The following is a 22,492-nucleotide window of genomic DNA, read 5'->3' as shown; positions in this document are numbered from 1 at the left end:
TCAGTGAGACAGCAGGCCGCGACGGCCCTTGCCCTTTTCAGGAACCTCCATGCCCGACAACACCCTGCAATCCATCGACGCCCGCACCGGCCAGCCCCACGGCGCCGCCTGGCCCGAATCCACCCCGGCCGAGATCGATGCCGCCGTGGCCGCCGCCGCGAGCGCCGCCGATGCCTTCGCCGCCACTTCGGCCGCCGACCGCACCGCCCTGCTGCGCGCGCTGGCCGAGGCCCTGGAAGCCCAGCGCGAAGCCCTGGTGCCCGTGGCCGACCGCGAAAGCGGCCTGGGCCCGGTGCGCCTGAACGGCGAGCTGGACCGCACGGCCTTCCAGCTGCGCGGCTTTGCCGACGTGCTGGAGCGCGGCGCGGCCCACACCGTGCTGGACGACGCGGCCGTGGCCGGCGCGCCGCCCGCCGGCCGCCCACGCCTGACCCGCGTGCGCGTGCCCGTGGGGCCGGTGGCCATGTTCTCGGCCAGCAACTTCCCGTTCGCGTTCTCGGTGCTGGGCGGCGACACGGCCTCGGCCCTGGCGGCCGGCTGCCCGGTGGTGGTGAAGGCGCACCCCGCACACCCCGAGCTGTCGCGCCAGACCGCGGCGCTGGCGCAATCCGTGGTGGCCGCGCGCGGCCTGCCGGCCGGCGTGTTCCAGCTGGTGCAGGGCGGCTCGATCGAGGCCGGCGTGCGCCTGGTGCAGGCGCCGGCCATCGCGGCCGTGGCGTTCACCGGCTCGTTCAAGGGCGGCACGGCGCTGGCCAAGGTGGCCGCAGAGCGCCAGCGCCCGATCCCGTTCTACGGCGAGCTGGGTTCGGTGAACCCGCTGGTGGCGCTGCCTTCGGCGCTGCAGGCCAACGGCGCCGCGCTGGCCGAGACGCTGGCCGGCTCCATCTGCCTGGGCTCGGGCCAGTTCTGCACCAGCCCCGGTGTGATCGTCGTGCGCCAGGACGCCTCGGGCGATGCCTTCGTGCAGGCCCTGGCCGACAAGCTGCGCCCCCTGGCGCCGCACGCCATGCTCACCCCCGGCATCCGCGGCGCGTTCGACCGGGGCGTGGCCGCATGGCGCGGCCACGGCAAGCTCCGGGCCCTGGTGAGCGAAACGGCCGAAGCCGGCGCCACGCCGCGCCCGTTCCTGGGCGAAGTGCAGGCGGCCGACTTCATCGCCGACCCTGCGCTGCACGAAGAGGTCTTCGGCTCCGCCGCGCTGGTGGTGCGCGTGGCCTCCATCGAGGAGACCGTGGCCGTGCTGCAGGCCATCGGCGGCTCGCTCACCGTCACGTTGTGGGGCGCCGATGCCGACACGGCCGAACACCGCGCGCTGGTGCGCGCCGCCACGCAGGTGGCCGGCCGCGTGCTGTTCGCGGGCGTGCCCACGGGCGTGGCCGTGACCGGCGCGCAGATGCACGGCGGCCCCTACCCCGCCAGCACCGCGCCGTTCACCACCTCGGTCGGCTACGCGGCGCTGGCCCGGTTCCTGCGCCCCGTGGCGCTGCAGGACGCCCCCGCCTGGCTCATCGAGCGCAACGGCGTGCCCTGCTGAAGGGCGGTGCCGCGGGGCCAAAGCCCTGCGGCGCAGCGCGCGCCCGGGCGTCAGCCGCCCCGGCCGCGCAGCAGATCGACGTAGGCGCAGTCCACCCACTGCGCCGGTGCCACGCCGAGCCGGGCCATCAGGTCGTGTGCCTCCCGCAGGCCGGCGTCTTCGGGCTCGGCCTCGTCCAGCACCACCTCCAGCTCCATGAACTCGCCCAGGCCCGCCACGCGGTCCAGGTGCACGCGCGTGCGGCCCACGAGGTACAGCGTGCGCTCCTTGACCACCCGCCCCGCCTGGCCGTGCGCCAGCGTGAGCGCCTCGCGCAGCCCGTCGGGATCGGCCGTGGGCGTGCGCACGTAGAACGCGGTCTTGGGCCCCTGCACGTCGGGGCGGCGGTAGAAGATCAGCTCGCCCGCGCCGGCGGAGAACGCGCGCAGCTTGAGCCGGCCGGCCGCGCAGCGAAAGAACGTGTCGTCCTGGTGGATCCGCTCCGGGCCGCGGTCGGCCAGCGCTGCGGCGCGGGCCTCCAGCGCGGCCAATGCGCCGGGCGACGGCAGGCGTGCCTTGATTTCGATGTTGCGGGGCATGGGCCCAGTATGCCGGCGGCCGCGCGGATCAGGGCCGCGCACGCACCTTCTTCACGAGGGTGTCCGCCGGCCGGACGACCCGCCCGTCCTCCAGCCGCAGCAGGGCTTTCGGCAGCGGCTTGCCCGTGGCGCGATCGACGAGCACCGAGTGCTTCTCGCCCCGGGCGTACAGGTGCGCCTCGCCCCACTGGCGCAGGGCCACGACCACCGGAAACAGCGTCTCGCCCTTGGCGGTCAGCACGTACTCCTGGTAGGCGCTGCCATCGGAGGCGGGCGCGATCTCCAGCACGCCCTCTTCCACCAGCGTGCGCAGGCGGTCGCTGAGGATGTTGCGCGCTGCGCCCAGGCTGGCCTGGAACTCGCCGAAGCGCCGCAGTCCGTCGAACGCATCGCGCACGATCAGCATCGACCAGCGGTCGCCCACCACGTCGAGCGAACGGGCCACCGGGCAGGGCGAATCCGCGAGGCTTTTTCTTTTGGCCATGGCCACTCCTTGGGTGCCGGTGGCGGACCGGGCATTCGATCCACGCACCGAAGTGGTTTCATTTTAAAACAGGATGGCACTACACTCGATCCAGTTTCAATCAGCAACTGGATCAGAGCCCATGACCGCCGCCAACCCGTCCGCCCTGCACGCCGCCCCCGGCCATCCCCTGCCGCCGGGCCTCGTGCGCCTGCTGGCCGTGTGCTGCGGCGTGAGCGTTGCCAATGTCTACTACGCCCAACCCCTGCTGGACGCCATCGCGCTGGATTTCGGCATCCCCGCCATGGCGGTGGGCGGCGTGATCACCGCCACCCAGGTGGGCTGCGCCATCGCCCTGCTGTTCGTGGTGGCGCTGGGCGATCGGGTGGACCGAAAGCGCCTGCTGTGCGGGCAGTTGGTGCTGCTGGCGCTGGCGCTGCTGGGCGTGGCCTGGGCGCCCACGCCGCTGCTGTTGCTGGCGGCCATGGCCGCCATCGGGCTGCTGGGGACGGCCATGACGCAAGGGCTGATCGCCTGCGCCGCCACGCTGGCCCCTCCCGCCGAGCGGGGCCGGGTGGTCGGCACCGTGCAGGGCGGCGTCGTCATCGGCCTGCTGCTGGCCCGCACGCTGGCCGGCGCGGTCACGGACCTGGCGGGCTGGCGCGCCGTGTACCTGGTCTCCTGCGGCTTGTCGCTGGCGATGTTGGCGCTGCTCTGGAAGGCCCTGCCGCACGCCCGCGCGCGCCCGGCCACGCTGGGCTACTGGCCGCTGCTGCGCTCGATGGGCACGCTGCTGGCGACCGAGCGCGTGCTGCAGATCCGCGGCGTGATCGGGCTGCTGATGTTCGCGGCGTTCAGCGTCTTCTGGAGCGCGCTGGTGCTGCCGCTGAGCGCGCCGCCCCATGCCCTGTCGCAGACCGCCATCGGCGCGTTCGGGCTGGTCGGCGTGGTGGGCGCCCTGGCCGCCGCGCGGGCCGGCCGCTCTGTGGACCGGGGCCGGGGGCAATGGGCCACCGGCCTCGCGCTGGCATGCCTGCTGGTGTCGTGGGTGCCCATTGCGTTCGCAGCGCACACGCTGTGGGCGCTGGCGGTGGGCATCGTGCTGCTCGACCTGGGCGGGCAGGCGGTCCACGTGGTCAACCAGGGCCTGATCTTGCGCACCCGGCCCGAGGCGCACGGCCGCCTGGTGGGCTGCTACATGCTGTTCTACGCGGTGGGCAGCGGCCTGGGAGCGGTGGCATCGACCGCGGTGTACGGCCTTGCCGGCTGGCCCGGCGTGTGCGCGCTGGGCTTGGGGCTCAGCCTGGCGGCGCTGCTCTTTTGGGCGGCGACGCTGCGGGCGATGCCTGCGCAGGGGGCCTGATACGGCATTGACCCGGCCTTGATCCGGCCTTGATCCGGCCTTGATCCGGCGCGCATCCATTTTTCTGGAATCATTTCCATTAAACTGGAGGCATGGACATCAATACCCGCTTGGCCCGCCGCGTGCGCGAACTGCGCGATGCGCGCGGCCTCTCGCTCGACGCCCTTGCCGAACGCAGCGGCGTGAGCCGCTCCAACATCTCGCTCATCGAGCGCGGCGAAAGCAGCCCCACCGCCACCGTGCTGGACAAGCTGGCCACCGGCCTGGGCGTGGCGCTGGCCTCGCTGTTCGATGCGCCCCAGGCCGAGGGCGACGAAGGCCGCGCCGCGCCCTCGCCCGTGGCCCGCGTGGCGCAGCAGCCCGTGTGGACCGACCCCGCCTCCGGCTACCTGCGGCGCAACGTGTCGCCCACGGTGGCGTCGCCGCTGCAGCTCGTGGACGTGGTGTTTCCCCCGGGCCAGCGCGTGGCCTACGAGCGGGCCGACCGCGGCGCGGAGATCCACCAGCAGATCTGGATGATCGACGGCCGCATGGACATCGCGCTGGATGGCACGGTCTGGCGGCTGGAGGCCGGCGACTGCCTGGCCCACCGGCTGGAGGGCGCCATCGAATACCGCAACCCCACGCGCAGCCCCGCGCGTTACCTGGTGGCCCTGGCCACCCTGCCCGCCATTCCACCCCACCCGACCCGGAGCCCGACATGACCGCCGCCACCTCACTCGCCACGCCCTCCGCCGAAGTCCCCGCCGGCGCCCCTGCCGTGACCGTGCGCCGCCTGGGCGTGAACGAAGCCGCCGCCTGCGTGCCGGCGCTGGCCGAGGTGCTGATCGACTGCGTGGCCGGCGGCGCTTCGGTGAGCTTCATGCACCCGCTGGCGCACGACAGGGCCGTGGATTTCTGGCGCGGCGTGGCCGAGGGCGTGGCGCGCGGCGAACGGGCGCTGCTCATCGCCGAAGCGGTGGACAGCGGCGCGGTGCTGGGCACCGTGCAGCTCGTGCTGGCACAGCCCGAGAACCAGCCGCACCGGGCCGACGTGGCCAAGATGCTGGTGCACCGCCGCGCCCGCCGCCAGGGCGTGGCCCGGCAGTTGCTGGACGCCGTGGACGCGGTCGCCCGGCAGGAGGGCAAGACCCTGATGGTGCTGGACACGGTGACCGGCGGCGACGCCGAACGGCTCTACGCCCGCGCCGGCTGGCAGCGCGTGGGCGAGGTACCGGGCTATGCCCTGATGCCCGACGGCGCGCCGTGCGGCACCACGTTCTTCTACCGGGCGGTGTGAAGCAGCGGGCCGTGGCCCCATGGCCCGCCGGGGTGCCGCCGCGAGGCATTGGGGCCTTTTGGGCCTCCAAGGCAATTGATACTAGGGCATGTTGCTATTGAATTAATAGCAAACTGATCCAACCCGGCCGGCCACATTCCCTTGACCCAGTGCAAGCCGGAGGCGCGGCGGGGCCCGCACAATGGCCGCCGGCGCCCGCCGGGCGCTCGCCTTCCTTGGTCTTTCCTCCCATGCCCCAGCAGCATTGCGACGTTCTCATCGTCGGCGCGGGCCCGGCCGGCCTGTCGCTGGCCATCGCCCTGTGCCAGGCCGGTTTCACCAGCACGGTGCTGGACCGGCAACCCGCCACCGCGCTCGCCGATCCCGCGCCCGACGGCCGCGAGATCGCGCTCACCCACGCCAGCGGCGACACGCTGCGCCGCCTGGGCACCTGGGCGCTGCTGGCCCCGCACGAGATCGGCCGCATCGCCGAGGCCCGGGTGCATGACGGCCCGGTGGGGCGGCACGCGCCGCTGCGGCTGCACCCGGGCCTGGCCGCGGACCAGGGGGTCACGCACCTGGGCTGGATCGTGCCCAACCACGCGCTGCGCCGCACCGCCCACGCCGTGGCGTCGCAGCGGCCGGGCGTGCGCATCCTGGCCGGCGCGCAGGTGGCGCAGGTGTCCGTGGCGGCCGACCATGCGGCGGTGGAAACCACGCCGGCCGCTGGCGATGCAGGCGATCCGGCCGCGCCCCGCACGCGCCTGCAGGCCCGGCTGGTCGTGGCCGCCGACAGCCGCTTTTCCGCCACCCGCCGGCAACTGGGCATCGGCGCGCGCATGGCGGACTTCGGACGCACCGTCATCGTCTGCCGCATGCGCCACGCAGCGCCCCACCACGGCATCGCGCACGAGGCCTTCGGACACGACCGCACCCTGGCCGTGCTGCCGCTGCCGGACGACCCGGCGGACGGCGCGCCGCAGTGCTCCGTGGTCGTCACCACCGGCGCGGCCGAGGCGGTGGCCCTGATGGCGCAGGACGCCGCCACGTTCGCCGCGCAGGTGCAGGCCCAGTTCGCGGGCCGGCTCGGCGCGATGGCGCTGGTGGGCGAGCGCCACGCCTACCCGCTGGTCGCCACCTATGCGGACCGCTTCGCCGGGCACCGCTGCGCACTGCTGGGCGATGCCGCCGTGGGCATGCACCCGGTGACCGCCCATGGCTACAACCTGGGCCTGGCCGGCGTGGAGGGCCTGGCACGCGCCCTCGCCGACGCACGGCAGCGCGGCCAGGACATCGGCAGCGCCGACGCGCTGCGGCCCTATGCCCGCGCGCACCACCGCCGCGCCTGGCCGATCTATGAAGGCACCAACGCGATCGTGCGGCTGTACACCGACGCGCGCCCCCTGCCCCGCGCCGTGCGGCAACTGGTGCTGCAGGGCGCCCGGCGGCTGGCCCCGCTGAAGGCGGCCATCGTGGGGGAGCTGACGGGGCGCAGTCCGTGGCGGCCGGCACCGCTCGGGGCGCCGGGCGACGCGCCGCTGCGGTGAGCGCCGCGGCGCACGGGGTTCTTGCATAAGATCGCTGCCGACGCCAACGTCCCGCCCTTTCTCTCCGGACCGCACCCCATGCCCCTCGCCCCCTACCTCGACACCGCCCCCGCGCTGGACGCCGGCGTCTACCTCCACCCTTCGGCCCAGGTGATCGGCGATGTGCACCTGGGGCGCGACAGCTCGGTGTGGTGCAACGCGGTGCTGCGCGGCGACGTGAACCGCATCGTGGTGGGCGAATGCTCCAACGTGCAGGACCTGGCCATGGGCCACGTGTCGCACCGCCATCCGGGCAAGCCGGACGGCTCGCCGCTCGTGATCGGCAGCCACGTCACGCTGGGCCATTCGGTGATCCTGCACGGCTGCACCATCGGGGACGAGTGCCTGATCGGCATGGGCAGCATCGTGATGGACGACGCGGTGGTCGGCGACCGCGTGATGCTCGGCGCCGGCAGCCTGGTCACGCCCGGCAAGGTGCTGGAGAGCGGCTACCTCTACACGGGCCGCCCGGCCGTGCGGCAGCGGGCGCTGACACCGCAGGAAATCGCGTACCTGCGGTATTCGGCCGAGCACTACGTGCGCGTGAAGAACAACTACCTCGCGGCGCCGCAGGCGGGCGCGGCGGCGGCCTGAAGCCCTCGCCGCGCGGCGCGCCCCTTCAGCGCGCGGGCGGCACCGCGGCTTCTCGCCACCACTGGCGGGACGGCGCCGGCGCCCGGATGTCCAGCCGCTCGCCCATCGCCGGCGCCACCAGCGGCACGCCGGCTGCGGCGGCCAGCGCGGTGATGCGCTCGAAGGGCTCGGTCCACGGGTGCAGCGACAGGTCGAACGTGCCGTTGTGGATGGGCATCATGTGCCGGCCCTTCACGTCCAGATGGGCCTGCAGGCTCTGCTCGGGCTGCATGTGCACGTCGGGCCAGTCGGCGTTGTAGGCGCCGGTTTCCACCAGCGTGAGATCGAACGGGCCGAAGCGCTCGCCGATGGCCTGGAAGCCGTCGAAATAGCCTGTGTCGCCGGTGAAGAAGATGCGGGTGTCCGCCGTCATCAGCACCCACGACGCCCACAGCGTGCGGTTGCCGTCCGACAGGCTGCGCCCCGAAAAATGCTGCGCCGGCGTGGCCACCAGGCGCAGCCCGCCGAGGGTCGTGCCCTGCCACCAGTCGAACTGCTGCACCTTGGCCGCCGGCACGCCCCAGGCGATGAGGCGGTCGCCCACGCCCAGCGGCGCGACGAAGTGCTCCACCTTGGGCGCGAGCTTCAGGATCGCCGCGTGGTCCAGGTGGTCGTAGTGGTCGTGCGAGAGGATCACGCCCGCGATGGGCGGCAGGTCTTCGATGGCCAGCGGCGGCGCATGAAAGCGCTTGGGGCCCAGGAACTGCACCGGCGAGGCGCGCTCGGAAAACACCGGGTCGGTGAGCCAGAACCGGCCGTCCAGCTTGAGCAGCAGGGTCGAATGCCCCAGCCGCCACAGACTGTCGTCCGGCGCCTGCAGCAGTGCGGCGGTGGTCAGGGGCTGGACGGCGATGGGCCGGTCCGGCACCGTGTCCGCGGGCTTGCCGAGGGCGAACCGCCACAGCACGCCGAGCGTCTTGAGCATGCCCAGGCGGTGCCGGGGCGCCGCATTGCGAAAGCGCCCGTCAACGAACTGGGGCGACGGGCCGTGCGGAGCGGCCGGCGATTCGGAACAGGAGGACATGCGGTAAGCCATGGCGATGAGAAAGTGAAATGGCCGGAGAACCCGGGCGGGCAGCGAGGGGGCAAGCAACCACCCCAAAAACTGCACTGCACAGTGTAGTGTTCGATCCAGAAAAGTAAACTGCCGAGTGTAAAATTTTGCCTATGACTGCCATCGCTCCGCCACCCTCCCGCCTGACCGACCGCAAGCGCCATGCCATCGTCCAGGCGGCGATCGGCGAGTTCCGCGAGCACGGCTTTGCCGGCACCAGCATGGACCGGGTGGCCGCCGCGGCCGCGGTCTCCAAGCGCACGGTCTACAACCATTTCCCCAGCAAGGACGACCTGTTCGCCGCCATCCTCGGGCAGCTGTGGGACCGCAGCCAGTCGCTGGCGGCCCCGGGGCACGATCCGCAGCGGCCCCTGCGCGCGCAGTTGCTGGAGCTGCTGGAGCGCAAGATGGCGCTGCTGGGCGATGCGGCGTTCATGGACCTGTCGCGCGTGGCCATGGCCGAGATGCTGCACACCCCGGCCCGCGCGCAGGCCATGGTGGCGCGCCTGGGCGAGAAGGAAGAAGGCGTTCCCGCGTGGATCCACGCGGCGCAGCAGGCCGGCCGCCTGCGTGGCGGGGTCGATCCGCAATACGCCGCGCACCAGCTGCAGGGCATGGTCAAGGCCTTCGCCTTCTGGCCGCAGCTGGCGCTGGGCCAGCCGCCGCTCACGCCGGCCCAGCAGCGACAGGTGCTGCACGACGCGGTGGACATGTTCCTGGGCTTCTACGCCGTGCCCGGGCCAGGCGCCGCCACGTGAGCGAACGGCGGCCGGCGGCCTACAGCAGCCCCCGGGCCGCCTGCATCACCCGCTGGGCGAGCCGCTCCAGCCGGGGCGGCTGCTGCGCCCAGCCGTGCCAGTACAGGGCCACGTCCGTCGCCGCATCGGGCAGCACGTCGATCAGCTCGCCGCGCGCGATGGCATCGCCGATCTGCAGCTCCGGCACCATGCCGTAGCCCAGCCCCAGCCGGATCGCCGCGACGAAGGGCTCCGATGCCGGCACGTAATGGCTCGGATAGGCGCTGGCCTGCAGCCCGAACGCATTGAGCAGCGCATTGGCCTGCAGCGGGTCCTTGCGGTTGAACACCACCGTGGGGGCCCGGCGCGCCGACGCCCGGGTGATGCCGCGCGGCCCGAACCATTGCGCGGCGAATGCGGGCGAGGCCACCAGCCGGTAGCGCATGCGGCCCAGTGGCTCGGCCGTGCAGCCGCGCATGGCATGCGGCTGGGCCGACACGCAGGCATGGGCCAGGCCGGCCTCCAGCAGCGCGTGGGTGTGCTCCTGGTCGTCCACCACCAGTTCGATGGCGATGCGCTCGCGCTGCAGCACGCCCGACAGCGCCGGCAGCAGCCAAGTGGCGAGCGAATCGGCATTGACCGCGAGCGTGACGGCGAAGAACGCATCCCCGTCCCCATCGCCGCCCGAGAGCCCCGCCAGCAGGTCGTGCTCCATGACGCGGGCGCGCTGCAGGTGCTGCAGCAGTTGCCGGCCCGCCCGGGTGGCGCGGCTGGGCCGCCCGCGCACGATGAGCGGCTGGCCGAGCCGCGTCTCCAGCGCGCGCACGCGCAGCGACACCGCCGAGGGCGTGATGTGCAGCGCGGCGGCGGCCTGCTCGAAACTGCCCGCCTCGGCCACGGCGAGAAACGCCTCGCATTGTTTGGAATCCAGTGCCATGGCGCCTTTGGGGTTGAAAGCTGAGGAATTCTCAGCCAAGTCGATATTTTCCCCATTCAGGATGGGATTCGGCCCCGGCCCCAGACAATTCAACGATGTGGTCTTCCATCACCCCTTTTCTGCATGGTTTCGGCGCCGGGGCCGGCCTGATCATCGCCATCGGTGCGCAGAACGCGCATGTGCTGCGCGTCGGCCTGCTCGGGCGGCATGTGGCCCTCACGGTGGGGACCTGCATCGCCATCGACGTGATCGCCATCGCCGCGGGCGTGGCCGGCATGGGCGCGCTGATCCAGGGCCAGCCGTGGCTGCTGGCGATCGCCCGCTGGGGCGGCGCGGCGTTCCTGGCCTGGTACGGCCTGGGGGCGCTGCGCCGCGCGTTGCGGCCCGATGGCGCCTTGGCCGCTGGCCTGGGCGCGCCGGGCGCGGGCCCCACGGCGCGGCAGGCGCTCGCGGCGGTGCTGGCCGTGTCGCTGCTCAACCCGCACATGTACCTGGACACCGTGGTGCTGCTGGGCGCGCTGGGCGGCCAGCAGCCGGCGGGCCAGCAGTTGCGCTTCACGCTGGGCGCCACCACGGCCTCCACCCTGTGGTTCCTCACGCTCGGGCTGGGCGCGCGGCGGCTGGCGCCATGGTTCGCCCGGCCGGTGGCCTGGCGCTGCCTGGACGCGGGCATCGCGGCGGTCATGTTCTCGATCGCGCTGTTCCTGGCCTTCACCCCCCTGCATTCCACCCCATGACTGCTCCACCCCTCTCCACCCGCAGCATCACGCTCGCCACCCTGCCCTCCCTCTACGCCGTCGCCCGGCTCGCGCCGCAGGCGGCCATTCCGCCGTGGGCCGATGGCGAGGGGTTCGTCTCGATCTCGCGCAGCGGCGAGGAACTGTCGATCACCTGCCTGCAGGCGCGCGTGCCGGACGGCGTGCAGGCCGACCGGGGCTGGGTGGCGTTCCGTTTCGTGGGGCCGTTCGGCTTCGGCGAGACGGGTATCGTCCTGTCGGTGATCCGCCCGCTGTCGGAGAACGGCATCGGCATCTTCGTGGTCTCCACCTTCGACGGCGACCACCTGCTGGTGTCGCAGGCGGACGGCGAACGCGCCTGCGCGCTGCTGGCCGCCGCGGGCCACCGGGTGGTGCCGGCGGCCGGCTGAAGGGGCACGGGCGGGCGGGGACCGAAGGCGGGCAGAATCGACCGGGTCGCCGGCTTGGGGCTTTCCGCCCTCCCGCAGCCGGCCCCTTCGCACTGGAGCCCGCATGACCATCGCATTGCCCAAGGACGTCCACCAGCAGGCCGTGGCCTCGATCGAGCGGTATTTCCGCGACAACATGGAAGAGAAGATCGGCAACATCGCCGCCAGCGGCCTGCTGGGCTTCTTTCTGGAGGAGATCGGACCCAGCGTCTACAACCAGGCCGTGGCCGACGTGCAGGAGCGCCTGCAGCAGCGCGTGGCCGAAGTCGATATCGAGGTGCACGAAGACGAATTCCGCTACTGGCAGAAGTTCGACCGCGCGGCAAAGAAAGGCCGGCCATGACCGCGCACCTGCGCCCCGCCCGACCCGCCGACGCCCCGGCCATCGCGGCCCTGCACACCGCCAGCTGGCGGTTCGCCTACCGGGGCGCCCTGTCCGAGCACTACCTCGCCACCGACGTGGAAGCCGACCGGCTGGCCCTCTGGACGCAGCGGCTTCAATCACCGCATCCGCCCGCTGGGCAGCACGTGATCGTGGCCGCTGAAGGCGACCGCCTGCTCGGATTCGTCTGCGCCTATCCGGGAGAAGACCCGGTGTGGGGCAGCCTGCTGGACAACATCCACGTGAGTGCGCAGGCGCACGGGTCGGGCATCGGCGCGCAGCTGCTCGCCGCCGTGGCGGACCACTGCGCCGCCGCCTGCGCCGAGGCGGGGCTGTACCTCTGGGTGCTGCAGAGCAACCTGCAGGCGCAGCGCTTCTATGCCGCCCACGGGGCCGCGAACGTGCATGCCGACCAGTGGGATGCGCCCGGCGGCACGCGGGTGCCCACGTTCCGCTTCGCCTGGCAGGCGGGCGCACTGCCCGTGTCCGGGCGGCCGAAGCCCCCACGCGGCGCGCCGGCCTGAGCCCGGCGGGATAATCGGCCCTCGCCCGCCTTCCGCCGCGCTTTGCTGCCCCCGCCTTTTTTGCGCGGCCGCCCTGCCCCACACCCATGTCCGCCTCGACCCCCCGCGTGCTGGCCGTCATCCCGCCGATGACGCAGCTGAACACGCCCTACCCCTCCAGCGCCTACCTGACGGGCTTTCTGCGCTCGCGCGGCGTCACCGCGTTCCAGGAAGACCTGGCGCTGGCCCTGGTGCTGCGCCTGCTCTCGCCCGAGGGCCTGCAGGCCGTGGCCGCGCGGGTGCAGGCCCTGCCCGAGGCGCGGCGCAGCCCGGCGGTCCAGTCCTTCGCCGCGCAGCAGGACCGCTACCTCGCCACGGTCGCGCCGGCCATCGCATTCCTGCAGGGGCGCGACTCGACGCTCGCGCACCGCATCGCCGGGCGCCACTACCTGCCCGAGGGCCCGCGCTTCGCCTCGCTCGACGTCTATGTGGACGACGAGGGCGGCGATCCGCTGGGCTGGGCCTTCGGCGCCCTGGGCCTGCACGACAAGGCCAAGCACATCGCCACGCTGTACCTGAACGACCTGGCCGACGTATTGCGCGATGCGGTGGACGAGCGCTTCGAGTTCGTGCGCTATGCCGAGTCGCTGGCCGGCAGCCAGCCCACCTTCGATCCGCTGGCCGACGCGCTGGCCGCGCCGCCCACGCTGGTGGACGAGATGCTCGAGGCGCTCACGCACGAGGCCATCGCGCGCCACACGCCCGACGTGGTGCTGCTGTCCGTGCCCTTTCCCGGCTCGGTGTACGCGGCCTTTCGCATCGCGCAGGCCATCAAGGCGCGCTACCCGCACATCGCCACGGTGCTGGGCGGCGGCTTCGTGAACACCGAACTGCGCGAACTGGCCGAGCCCCGCGTGTTCGACCATTTCGACTACGTCACGCTGGACGCGGGCGAGCGCCCGCTGCTCGCGCTGCTGGAGCACGTGCAGGGCCAGCGCGGCCGCCAGCGCCTGGTGCGCACCTTCGTGCGGGGCGACGACGGCGCCGTGCAGTACGTGAACATGATGGAGGCCGACATCGCCTTCGCCGAGGTGGGCACGCCCACCTGGGACGGCCTGCCGCTGGACCGCTACCTCTCGCTGCTGGACATGCTCAACCCCATGCACCGGCTGTGGAGCGACGGGCGCTGGAACAAGCTCACCGTGGCCCACGGCTGCTACTGGAAGAAGTGCAGCTTCTGCGACGTGAGCCTGGACTACATCAGCCGCTACGAGGGCGCGAGCGCCGCCGTGCTGGCCGACCGCATCGAGCAGATCGTGCGCGAGACCGGGCAGACCGGCTTTCACTTCGTGGACGAGGCCGCTCCGCCGAAGGCCCTCAAGGCGCTGGCCACCGAGCTGATCGAACGCAACGCCGGCATCTCGTGGTGGGGCAACGTGCGGTTCGAGAAGACCTTCACGCCCGAGCTGGCCGAGCTGATGGCCGACTCCGGCTGCATCGCGATCTCGGGCGGGCTGGAGGTGGCCTCGGACCGGCTGCTGCAGCTCATGAAGAAGGGCGTGTCGGTGGACCAGGTGGCGCGCGTGACGCGGGCCTTCACCGATGCCGGCATCCTCGTGCACGCTTACCTGATGTACGGTTTTCCGACCCAGACAGTGCAGGACACCGTGGATGCGCTCGAATACGTGCGACAGCTGTTCGCCAACGGCTGCATCCAGAGCGGGTTCTTCCACCGCTTCGCCTGCACCGTGCACTCGCCCGTGGGTAAGAACCCCGGGGAGTACGGCGTCACGCTCGCGCCGCTGCCGCCGGGCGGCTTCGCCAAGAACGACGTGGCCTTCATCGACCCCACGGGCGTGGACCATGACGCGCTGGGCGGCGCGCTGAAGAAGGCGATCTACAACTACATGCACGGCATCGGGCTGGACGAGGACGTGCGCGCCTGGTTCCCGTTCAAGGTGCCCAAGACCACCGTGGCGCGGCACCGCATCGAGCGGGCGCTCGCCAGCCGCGCGCACTGAAGCTCGATCGCCGCAGCGGCTGGGGGCGCCTGCGTACACTACGCCGGTCCCGGCTTCCCCTCCCACCGCCCCATGCACTTACCCCGGCTGCGCCCTGTCTTGTCCCTGTGCCCCACGGCGCGCCCGAGGCTGCACGCCTGGGGCCTTGCGGCCCTGCTGGCGACCCTGGCGCCCGGCGCCTGGGCCGACGCGGGCCGCCAGGGCACCGCGCCGCAACCGCAGCCCGTGGCGGCCGACCCGGCCTTCTCGACGCCAGCCACCGAACACATCGCCAGCCCGGCCATGCTCCGCGCGTTCCTGACGGAGCTGCGGCAGACGCGGCGGCCCCAGTCGTTTTGCTTCGTGCAGCAGGCGTTTCCGCCGTCCAAGGCCGATCCGGAAGGCTTTGCGCTGGTGTGGATGGTCTGGACCACCGGATCACACATCTACCGGCTGCGGGTGCCGCCAGGGGCCCCGAACCCCGCACAGGACGACGACCCGGCCGAGCGCGGCGCGGCACTGGCGAATGGCAAATCGGTGAACCTGCGGACCGACGTGGTGCCCACCGACGAGGCCGTGGGTTCCAGCACCTTCCTCGTGAGCCGCCCCTGGGTGGAGCGCATCCAGGGCCAGTGCCGGCGCATCGGCACCGCGGTGCGCGTGCCGGCGTTCCGCCCGCCGCCGCCATGACGCCGCACTGAGGCCGCCCTGGGCGCCTTCCAGGCGTCTCGGCCCTGCCCCGTTCCCTCTTCCCTTTTCTCGTCCCTCTTGCCACTCGCGGCGCATTCCGTGTGGAGGCCCGAGGCACCTGCCTGCGGGCCTGCCGCAGCCCCTTTTTTCCTTTATTTCTCTCTCTTCCGATCCGAGCCCTTTGCCATGCCCAATGCCCTCCTGAAGTTCGCCTACAACGACCCGGTGCCCAGCGTATTGACCCTGGTGGTGGGCAACAAGCTGCGCGTCAAGCTCGAGGCCATCGACAAGCGCCAGAAGCTCGTCGCCGTGAGCGACATCCCCAACCTGCTGGAGGTGAGCAGCACCCACAACAGCCGCGCCGACTCGTGGGCCTTCGTGGTCACGGCCCTGCGCGAGGGCAATGCCAAGCTGGCCATCCAGGTGCAGCAGGGCGCGGGCGCGCCGCTGCTGACGATCACCCCGCCGCTGGTCAGCATCACGATCCGAAAGCCGGTGTCGCTGCCCGATGCCGCCTCCGAGGCCGGCATGCTGATGCGCCTGTTCCTGGCCGAGGCCCCGGCGCCACAGACGTGGCGCGACACCGGCGTGAAGGACATCGAGGACGCCAAGCAGGGCATGCGCATGATGCGGCGCGTGCTCCACAACCGGCTCGCTTCGGGCAAGCCGCAGGACTTCGGCGCTCCCAATGCGCGCAGCCTGACGGACATCGTGCGCGCCAGCGCCCATGGCGTGCAGTTCAAGGGATTCGACCAGTATCCCCGGCTGGGCGGGGGCCAGGAAAAGGTGATCAACGGGGTGCTGGCACTCGTCAACGACGCCACCAACCTGCGCTGGAACACCCAGTACACGGCCTTCTACAACGCAGCGCTCGAGGTGGCGACGGAGGGCCTTGCGCCCGACCCCAGCCCGACCGGGCTCTTCGGCTGGCGCACCGCCGGCTCGGGGGCGCCGTCGCGCGAGTTCAGCGAGTTCAAGACCTCGGGCGGCAACACGTTCTTCACGCACGCCACCCAGCGGGTCCGCCCCTGAAACAAGGGCGCGCGGGGCGCGGGCCCTTCAGCGCTCGATCATCTCCCGCACCTTGGCGGCCAGCGCGCCCACGTCGAAGGGCTTGGTGATCACCTCCATGCCGTATTCCAGCAGGCCGTTGCCCACGGCCGCATTCTCGGCGTAGCCGGTGATGAACAGCACCTTGAGGCCGGGGCGCGTCACCCGGGCGGCATCGGCCACCTGGCGGCCGTTCAGGCCGCCGGGCAGCCCCACGTCGGTGAGCAGCAGGTCCACGCGGCGCCCGGACTGCAACACGTGCAGGCCGGCCGGTCCGTCGCCCACCGAGACGACCCGGTAGCCCAGGTTTTCCAGCTCTTCGGCAATGAGCCCGCGGATGATGGACTCGTCCTCGATGACCAGCACCACCTCGCCCTCGCCGCGGTGGCCGTCGATGGCCGGCAACTCGGGCACCTCGGCATCGGCGTCGCCCAGGTAGCGCGGCAGGTACAGGCACATGGTGGTGCCCTCGCCGGGCACCGAATAGATGCGCACCTGCCCGCCCGACTGGCGCACGAAGCCGTACACCATCGACAGGCCCAGGCCCGTGCCCTGCCCCATGGGCTTGGTGGTGAAGAAGGGGTCGAACGCGCGCGCGGCCACATCGGGCGCCATGCCCGCGCCGGTATCGGTCACGCACACCGAGATGTACTGGCCCGGCGCCAGCTCGCGTTCGGTGGCGGCGCGGTCGTCCAGCCACTTGTTGGCGGTCTCGATGGTCAGCCGCCCGCCGTGGGGCGACATGGCGTCGCGCGCGTTGATGCACAGGTTGAGCACCGCGTTCTCCAGCTGCGACGGATCGACCCGGGTGAGCCACAGCCCCCCCGCGCCGACGACCTCCACCTCCACGCCCGGGCCCACCGTGCGGCGCACCATCTCCTCGATGCTGCCGATGAGCCGGTTGACGTCCACCGGCTTGGGATCCAGCGTCTGGCGGCGCGAGAAGGCCAGCAGGCGCTGGGTGAGGGACGCGGCGCGGCGCACCGAGGCCTGTGCCATGCCGATGTAGCGCTCGGCGTTGTCGAACTTCTGCAGCGCGATGCGCTTTTCCAGCACCTGCAGGCTGGCGCTCATGGCGCCCAGCAGGTTGTTGAAGTCGTGCGCGATGCCGCCGGTCAGCTGGCCGATGGCCTCCATCTTCTGCGCCTGGCGGTACTTGGCCTCGACCTCTATCAGCTCGTGCGTGCGCTGCGCCACCGCCTGCTCCAGCGACTCGTTGACCTCGCGCAGCTGGGCCTCGGTGCGTGCGCGCTCGGCGGCGGTGCGCGTGCGGGCGGCCACCTCGCGCATGAAGGCGATCTCCTCGCCCGTCCACTCGCGCACGTGCTCGTGGTGGGCGAACAGCATGGCCACCAGCTGGCCGTGCTCCACCACCGGCATGTTCATGAAGGCGCGGGCGCACAGGCCCTCCAGCGCCGGGGCCCGATCGCGGGTGCGGGCGTCGCCGCGCACGTCGGCCACGCACACGGATTCGTCGCGCGCCAGGTCGTCCAGGAAGCCGCCGAAATCGGGCAGGTGCAGCACCGGCGCGAGCGGATCGCAGCCGGGCGCCATCCAGTCGTGGTGCACGTGCACGGCCTGCGCGGCGGCATCCACCGCGCCATAGCCCGCGCGGCTGACCTTCAGGGTGCGGCCCAGGGTTTCGGCCGCGGCCAGGCAGACGGCGTCCACGCTGTCCAGCGACCGCAGCTGGTCGGAAAACCGTGCCAGCGCCTCGCGCCGCGCCTCGGCCGCCATGCGCTCGGTGATGTCCACGCCCTCCACGAAAATGCCGGTCACCGCGCCCGCGGCATCGCGGATCGGCTGGAAGACGAAGTCCACGTACAGCTCGTGCACCGGCCCGCCCTGCTCGGCCTGGCGGACGTAGCGGGCGGCATGCGCCGTCAGGGCTTCTCCGCTGCCATAGACCCGGTCCAGCAGCTCGACGTAGCCCTGCGTGGTCGCATCCGGAAGCGCCTGCGCCACGGTCAGGCCCAGCAGCGGCCGATCACCCACGAGCCGCAGGTAACCGGGGTTGGCCAGCACGATGCGGTGCTCGGGGCCCTCCAGCATGGCCATGAAGCTGGGCGACTGCTCGAACAGATGGGCGAAGCGTTCGCGCTCGCCCTTGAGCTGGCGCTCGGCCTGGACCTTGGCGGTGGTGTCCACCACCAGCGCGAGCACGCCCGCGGGGCGTCCGCTCCCGTCGAGCAACGGCGAGTAGTCGAGGTTGATCCACACCGGCTCGGCACGCCCGTTGAGGTTCAGTACGAAGGGCTGGTCGCGGTAGCTCAGGGTACCGCCGGCCAGGACGGTCTTCACGACGTGGCGGTTGAACTGCTCCGCCTCGGGCCAGGCATCGCCGATGTTGCAGCCCAGGAGCTGCGGATGGCGCTGGCCCGAGAAGGCCGCATAGGCGTCGTTGTAGAGCAGCACGCCGGACTCGCCCCACAGCGTGGCCATGGGCACGGCGGCGTGCAGCATGGTGGAGATGGCCCATTGCATGTGGACCGGCCAGGCGGCCAGGGGGCCGAGGGGCGTGGCGGCCCAGTCATGGCGGGCGATGCGTTGCGCCATCTCGCCGCCGGAGGCGAGGAACGAAGGGGGATGGGTGGGGATGCCGCTGGACATGGCACGGTTTCCTAGCGATCGAAAGCGACCCGCCCAACACCCGGCGGGGCCGGATTGCGACCCGTCATACGAAAGCTCCTTCTTGCTGTTTTGCTCCTGAATTCATAGCGATATGCCCTAGTATTTATTGCGGTGACCGGCATTTTCAATGGGGTTATCCATGCCGCACCGAAAAAAGAAGATCCAGCCCTGGTGGCGGGGTTCCGGGCGCGCTCAGTGGCGCGCAGCCGGGCGTTTGGGGGGCGGCACCTCCGGTTCGTCGCCACCGAAGATGCGGCGCAGGGTTTCACCGATGCGGGCGCCGATGGCCGTGCCGACGCCCGGCGCCACGGCCGTGCCCACGGCCGCCCCGGCCAGCGCGGCCGGCGGAAGGGTCAGCGTGGTGTCGTCCATGGTGCCGCCGAATTCGAGTGGAATGCCCACCACGCCATCCACCAGGTCCACGGCCACGTGGCCGCTCACCCGCCGGTTCTGCAGCACCGCGTCGCCCGTGGCCGTGAGCACGCCGGAGGTCGCCTTGAGGTCGCTGTAGCGCACGATGGTGCCGCCGCGGTCCGCCTCGGTGCGCACCACGCCTTCCAGGCTGTCGAGCTGCGTGGTGCCGCCGCGCTGGGTGCCCACGGTCTTCACGGCCCGCTCCAGGTCGAAGGTGAGCAGGCGGGCGCGAGCCACGGTGAAACGGGTGCGGGTGTGCAGGGCCTGCACCGCCTCGGCCGGGTCGGCGCCTTCGGCGATCAGGTCGGTGTGGCCGCTGGCCTTGCCGGCCACCACGGCGCGGCGCTCGAAGGCGGCCATGACGCCCTCCACATCGACGCCGGTGAAGTCGATGGCGCCCGTGACGCGGTAGCGGCCGTTGATCTCCTGCAGGCGCAGGGTGCCCTGCTCGGTGCGCCCGCCGGCGGACACGTCGGCCCGCCAGCGGTCCTCAGTGCCCTCGCGTGCGAGGGCCATGCGCGTGGGCACGGGTGCGCCGGTGCGCTCCAGCCAGGCCTGGCGGGGCCGCCATGCGGTGTCGAATTCGGCGCTGCCGGCATAGACGAGCGTGCGGCCGTTGCGGCCGATCCAGCGCACGCCCTGCCAGTCGGCCCGCTCCACCGGGACGGGGGCCAGGGTGAACGGCAGGGAGGATTCGGCGCCATCATCGGTGGGCCGCACCTGGAACTCCGAGAGCGAGGCCTGGGGAATGGTGGCGTTCTCCAGCTGCAGGTCGGTCAGCGCCAGGCGCCGGTGCAGCAGGTCGCCCCAGCGCACGCCGGCCGACAGGCGCTCGGCGCTCAAGGGGGCCTCCTGTTCGGTGCGCACGTCGCGCAGCTCCACGCGCGGCGAAGGAAACAGCGACCAGTGCAACTGACCGACCTTGACCGGCACGCCCAGCCGCTCGGTCGCGGCATCGCCCGCGCGGCGGGCCAGCTCGGCCTCGGACGGCCACCAGATCGCCAGGGCGCCCGCGCACGCCATCGCCACGGCAGTGGCGCCCAGGGCAATCCAGCGGAAGCGGTGGCGCGGCATGTGCGTCAGAAAGGTTCGAGAGGGTATGAAGAGCCCAGGCGGGGGGGGCGGGACGGTGCTGCGGTACCGAAGGGCTACGTTATCGCAGGGGCCGGCTGCGGCAGGTCGGCTCTGTCCTACGTGGCTGTGGGCCCAGGGGCCGAAACGCGGTACCCGGTCCTCGGCAGGACGGCGGGCATTGACCCTAAACTCGCCCACGCGCCACCGGCCGTTCCCCCATCCAGATGGCACCCGCACGCCGCGGTGCCCATACCCTTTCAGGAGACCTTCCCGTGACTTCCCCCTACTTTCCCCGCTGGCGGGTGACCACCGCCGCCCAGGGCGCCGTCGTCGCCCCCGACGAACGCCTGCCCTGGGGGCAGACGGCCGTGATGGGCGTGCAGCACGTGATCGCGATGTTCGGCGCCACGGTGCTCGCGCCCATCCTGATGGGGTTCGATCCCAACGTGGCCATCCTGATGAGCGGGCTGGGCACGCTGATCTTCTTTCTCATCACCGGCGGGCGGGTGCCGAGCTACCTGGGCTCCAGCTTCGCCTTCATCGGCGTGGTCGTGGCCGCATCGGGCTACGCCGGCCAGGGCCCCAACGCCAACATGGCCGTGGCGCTGGGCGGCATCGTCGCGTGCGGCCTGGTCTACACCCTGATCGGCGCGCTGGTGCAGGCCGTCGGCACCGGCTGGATCGAGCGTTTCATGCCCCCCGTGGTGACCGGTGCGGTGGTGGCGGTGATCGGGCTGAACCTGGCCGGCATTCCCATCAAGAACATGGCGGCCAACAACTTCGAGAGCTGGATGCAGGCGGTCACCTTCGTGTGCGTGGGCCTGGTGGCCGTGCTCACGCGGGGCATGGCGCAGCGCCTGCTGATCCTGCTGGGGCTGATCGCCGCCAGCGGGGTGTACGCGGTGTTCACCAACCTGCTGGGATGGGGCAAGCCGATCGACCTGTCGGCCCTGGCCTCCGCGCCCTGGCTGGGCCTGCCGCACTTCACGGCGCCGGTGTTCAGCGGCCCGGCCATGCTGCTGATCGCGCCCGTGGCCGTCATCCTGGTGGCCGAGAACCTGGGCCACATCAAGGCCGTGACGGCCATGACGGGCCAGAACCTGGACCGCTACATGGGCCGCGCCTTCATCGGCGACGGCATCGCCACCATGGTGAGCGGCAGCGCGGGCGGCACGGGCGTGACCACCTATGCCGAGAACATCGGCGTGATGGCCGCCACCAAGATCTACTCCACCGCCGTGTTCCTGGTGGCGGGGCTGATCGCGCTGCTGCTGGGCTTCAGCCCGAAGTTCGGCGCGCTGATCCAGGCGATTCCGCTGCCGGTGATGGGCGGCGTCTCCATCGTCGTGTTCGGCCTCATCGCCGTGGCCGGCGCCAAGATCTGGGTGGACAACCGGGTGGACTTCTCGGACAACAAGAACCTCATCGTGGCGGCCATCACGCTCATCATCGGCACGGGGGACTTCACGCTGAAATTCGGCGACTTCGCGCTGGGCGGCATCGGCACCGCCACCTTCGGCGCCATCGGCCTCTACGCGCTGCTGAACCGCCGGCGCTGACCCCTGCCGCAGCGGGCGCCGGGCCGCCGGTGCGGCCTCAGCGCCGCACCAGCGTCCAGACCAGTTCCAGCCCCGCGGCCAGCAGATCGAAGCCTTCGCCCGCGCCGGTCAGCCGTTCCCGCTCCATCTCGCGCCGCTCGCGCGAACGCACGCGCTCCAGGGCCACCAGCGCATCGGCCACGTCGGAGGGCCCGGGCGCGGCGGCAGCCGGTGCGGCCCGCGCCGCGCTGGCGTGGCGGTCCAATGCCCGGTCCACGGCCTGCGGGTCCAGCAGCGACAGGGCTGAGCGGCAATAGGGGCAGGCGTGGTCGTTGCGGATGTCCACCGTGCCGCCGCAACTGGTGCACTGGATGGTGCCTACGCGCTCGGCCAGCGCGTCGATCTCCGCCACCGACAGGTGCCGCACGAACCCCTTTTCCACCATGAGCGAGCCGAAGGTGCTGAACCGGCCGTGCCCCGCGGGGCAGCGGAAGGTCTTGTACCGCCCGCCCTTGACCACGTCGAAGCCGGGCTCCAGCGCGCGCGGGCAGTGCGGGCATTGCAGCCGCTGGGCCACCGGGTGGCGCGCATCCCCGCGGTGCTGGTGCAACAGCTCGAACAGCGCCACCACCCCGACCGGGGCCAGGCGCGTGTTCTCCCGCGGGTCGAACCACAGGCCCTGGCAGGCAAAACACAGGTCCAGCTCGATGGTCTCGCTGCCGTGCGAGCGGAAGCGATGGGACTCGGCGGGCTGCCGGCAGGAGGGGCAAAGGGACGTCGTGGACATGGGTGGCATCGATCGTACCGCCGGTCGCCGCGGGTGCATTCCAAAGTGACCGGGACCGCTTTGGCGCTCGGGTAAACCCTGAGGCATGACACCG

General features: G+C 72.1%; 22 protein-coding genes. 15 read left to right on the top strand and 7 right to left on the bottom strand.

Going from position 1 to position 22,492, the window contains the following annotated elements; genetic code table 11:
• Nucleotides 1-49: 49 nt before the first annotated feature.
• Entirely contained in the window at nt 50-1,534 is a 1,485-nt protein-coding gene (locus R1Z03_RS03810) for an aldehyde dehydrogenase (NADP(+)) (RefSeq protein WP_317357016.1), read from the top strand.
• 50 nt (nt 1,535-1,584) lie between these two features.
• Here the strand turns inward: R1Z03_RS03810 and R1Z03_RS03805 are convergent, their stop codons facing one another.
• Both R1Z03_RS03805 and R1Z03_RS03800 read right to left on the bottom strand, forming a co-directional pair.
• Entirely contained in the window at nt 1,585-2,112 is a 528-nt protein-coding gene (locus tag R1Z03_RS03805) for a class IV adenylate cyclase (protein ID WP_317357014.1), read from the bottom strand.
• Nucleotides 2,113-2,140: 28 nt separating this feature from the next.
• Nucleotides 2,141-2,596: a helix-turn-helix domain-containing protein gene (locus tag R1Z03_RS03800; protein ID WP_284397038.1), complete on the bottom strand. Its 456-nt coding sequence runs from the start codon at nt 2,594-2,596 to the stop codon at nt 2,141-2,143.
• Between the two features lie 121 nt (nt 2,597-2,717).
• On the opposite strand from R1Z03_RS03800, the gene R1Z03_RS03795 reads away from it, so the two are divergent.
• The 5 genes from R1Z03_RS03795 to R1Z03_RS03775 all read left to right on the top strand — a co-directional run bounded on the left by R1Z03_RS03795 (nt 2,718) and on the right by R1Z03_RS03775 (nt 7,376).
• Nucleotides 2,718-3,938, top strand: a complete 1,221-nt coding sequence (locus tag R1Z03_RS03795; protein ID WP_317357011.1) for an MFS transporter — start codon at nt 2,718-2,720, stop codon at nt 3,936-3,938.
• 92 nt (nt 3,939-4,030) lie between these two features.
• Nucleotides 4,031-4,642 (top strand): XRE family transcriptional regulator, encoded by a 612-nt coding sequence (locus R1Z03_RS03790; RefSeq protein ID WP_317357009.1) that lies wholly within the window; start codon nt 4,031-4,033, stop codon nt 4,640-4,642.
• Entirely contained in the window at nt 4,639-5,217 is a 579-nt protein-coding gene (locus R1Z03_RS03785; protein ID WP_284425207.1) for a GNAT family N-acetyltransferase, read from the top strand. The genes R1Z03_RS03790 and R1Z03_RS03785 overlap by 4 nt, the downstream gene beginning before the upstream one ends.
• Nucleotides 5,218-5,447: 230 nt before the next feature.
• Nucleotides 5,448-6,743: a 5-demethoxyubiquinol-8 5-hydroxylase UbiM gene (gene ubiM / locus R1Z03_RS03780; protein ID WP_317357006.1), complete on the top strand. Its 1,296-nt coding sequence runs from the start codon at nt 5,448-5,450 to the stop codon at nt 6,741-6,743.
• Nucleotides 6,744-6,821: 78 nt separating this feature from the next.
• Nucleotides 6,822-7,376, top strand: a complete 555-nt coding sequence (locus R1Z03_RS03775) for a gamma carbonic anhydrase family protein (RefSeq protein ID WP_284425205.1) — start codon at nt 6,822-6,824, stop codon at nt 7,374-7,376.
• Nucleotides 7,377-7,401: 25 nt separating this feature from the next.
• Here R1Z03_RS03775 and R1Z03_RS03770 read toward each other — a convergent pair whose 3' ends face one another.
• Complete coding sequence (locus R1Z03_RS03770) at nt 7,402-8,439, bottom strand: MBL fold metallo-hydrolase (RefSeq protein ID WP_317357003.1); 1,038 nt, start codon at nt 8,437-8,439, stop codon at nt 7,402-7,404.
• A 143-nt stretch (nt 8,440-8,582) separates the two neighbouring features.
• Between R1Z03_RS03770 and R1Z03_RS03765 the strand changes: the two genes are divergently transcribed.
• Entirely contained in the window at nt 8,583-9,227 is a 645-nt protein-coding gene (locus R1Z03_RS03765) for a TetR/AcrR family transcriptional regulator (RefSeq protein WP_284425203.1), read from the top strand.
• Nucleotides 9,228-9,246: 19 nt separating this feature from the next.
• Here the strand turns inward: R1Z03_RS03765 and R1Z03_RS03760 are convergent, their stop codons facing one another.
• Complete coding sequence (locus tag R1Z03_RS03760) at nt 9,247-10,143, bottom strand: LysR family transcriptional regulator ArgP (RefSeq protein WP_317357000.1); 897 nt, start codon at nt 10,141-10,143, stop codon at nt 9,247-9,249.
• A 95-nt stretch (nt 10,144-10,238) separates the two neighbouring features.
• Between R1Z03_RS03760 and R1Z03_RS03755 the strand changes: the two genes are divergently transcribed.
• The 7 genes from R1Z03_RS03755 (at nt 10,239) to R1Z03_RS03725 (ending at nt 15,936) form a co-directional block, all read left to right on the top strand.
• Nucleotides 10,239-10,880: a LysE/ArgO family amino acid transporter gene (locus R1Z03_RS03755; protein ID WP_272566175.1), complete on the top strand. Its 642-nt coding sequence runs from the start codon at nt 10,239-10,241 to the stop codon at nt 10,878-10,880.
• The gene (locus R1Z03_RS03750; RefSeq protein WP_284425200.1) at nt 10,877-11,290 is read left to right on the top strand and encodes an ACT domain-containing protein; all 414 of its coding nucleotides are present in this window, start codon (nt 10,877-10,879) and stop codon (nt 11,288-11,290) included. The genes R1Z03_RS03755 and R1Z03_RS03750 overlap by 4 nt, the downstream gene beginning before the upstream one ends.
• A gap of 103 nt (nt 11,291-11,393) precedes the next feature.
• Nucleotides 11,394-11,672, top strand: a complete 279-nt coding sequence (locus R1Z03_RS03745; protein ID WP_272566177.1) for a DUF2164 domain-containing protein — start codon at nt 11,394-11,396, stop codon at nt 11,670-11,672.
• The gene (locus tag R1Z03_RS03740; RefSeq protein WP_317356996.1) at nt 11,669-12,235 is read left to right on the top strand and encodes a GNAT family N-acetyltransferase; all 567 of its coding nucleotides are present in this window, start codon (nt 11,669-11,671) and stop codon (nt 12,233-12,235) included. Before R1Z03_RS03745 ends, R1Z03_RS03740 begins: the two co-directional genes overlap by 4 nt.
• A gap of 86 nt (nt 12,236-12,321) precedes the next feature.
• Nucleotides 12,322-14,235: a radical SAM protein gene (locus R1Z03_RS03735; RefSeq protein WP_317356994.1), complete on the top strand. Its 1,914-nt coding sequence runs from the start codon at nt 12,322-12,324 to the stop codon at nt 14,233-14,235.
• A gap of 72 nt (nt 14,236-14,307) precedes the next feature.
• Nucleotides 14,308-14,904 (top strand): hypothetical protein, encoded by a 597-nt coding sequence (locus tag R1Z03_RS03730; RefSeq protein WP_317356992.1) that lies wholly within the window; start codon nt 14,308-14,310, stop codon nt 14,902-14,904.
• Nucleotides 14,905-15,090: 186 nt separating this feature from the next.
• Nucleotides 15,091-15,936: a hypothetical protein gene (locus R1Z03_RS03725; RefSeq protein WP_284397084.1), complete on the top strand. Its 846-nt coding sequence runs from the start codon at nt 15,091-15,093 to the stop codon at nt 15,934-15,936.
• 27 nt (nt 15,937-15,963) lie between these two features.
• Here the strand turns inward: R1Z03_RS03725 and R1Z03_RS03720 are convergent, their stop codons facing one another.
• Nucleotides 15,964-18,564, bottom strand: coding sequence for an ATP-binding protein (locus R1Z03_RS03720; RefSeq protein ID WP_317356990.1), 2,601 nt, complete (start codon nt 18,562-18,564; stop codon nt 15,964-15,966).
• 213 nt (nt 18,565-18,777) lie between these two features.
• Complete coding sequence (locus R1Z03_RS03715) at nt 18,778-20,073, bottom strand: hypothetical protein (protein ID WP_317356988.1); 1,296 nt, start codon at nt 20,071-20,073, stop codon at nt 18,778-18,780.
• 272 nt (nt 20,074-20,345) lie between these two features.
• Here R1Z03_RS03715 and R1Z03_RS03710 point away from each other — a divergent pair, with 272 nt between their 5' ends.
• A complete protein-coding gene (locus tag R1Z03_RS03710) occupies nt 20,346-21,632 on the top strand; it encodes a solute carrier family 23 protein (protein WP_317356986.1) in 1,287 nt (428 codons plus the stop codon).
• A gap of 37 nt (nt 21,633-21,669) precedes the next feature.
• On the opposite strand, the gene R1Z03_RS03705 is transcribed toward R1Z03_RS03710, so the two are convergent.
• The gene (locus tag R1Z03_RS03705) at nt 21,670-22,398 is read right to left on the bottom strand and encodes a zf-TFIIB domain-containing protein (RefSeq protein WP_317356984.1); all 729 of its coding nucleotides are present in this window, start codon (nt 22,396-22,398) and stop codon (nt 21,670-21,672) included.
• Nucleotides 22,399-22,492 lie beyond the last annotated feature (94 nt).

Origin of the sequence: Acidovorax sp. BLS4 (assembly GCF_032929295.1) — a bacterium.
GTDB lineage: Bacteria > Pseudomonadota > Gammaproteobacteria > Burkholderiales > Burkholderiaceae_C > Paracidovorax.
This window is presented reverse-complemented; position numbering and strand designations above follow the sequence as displayed.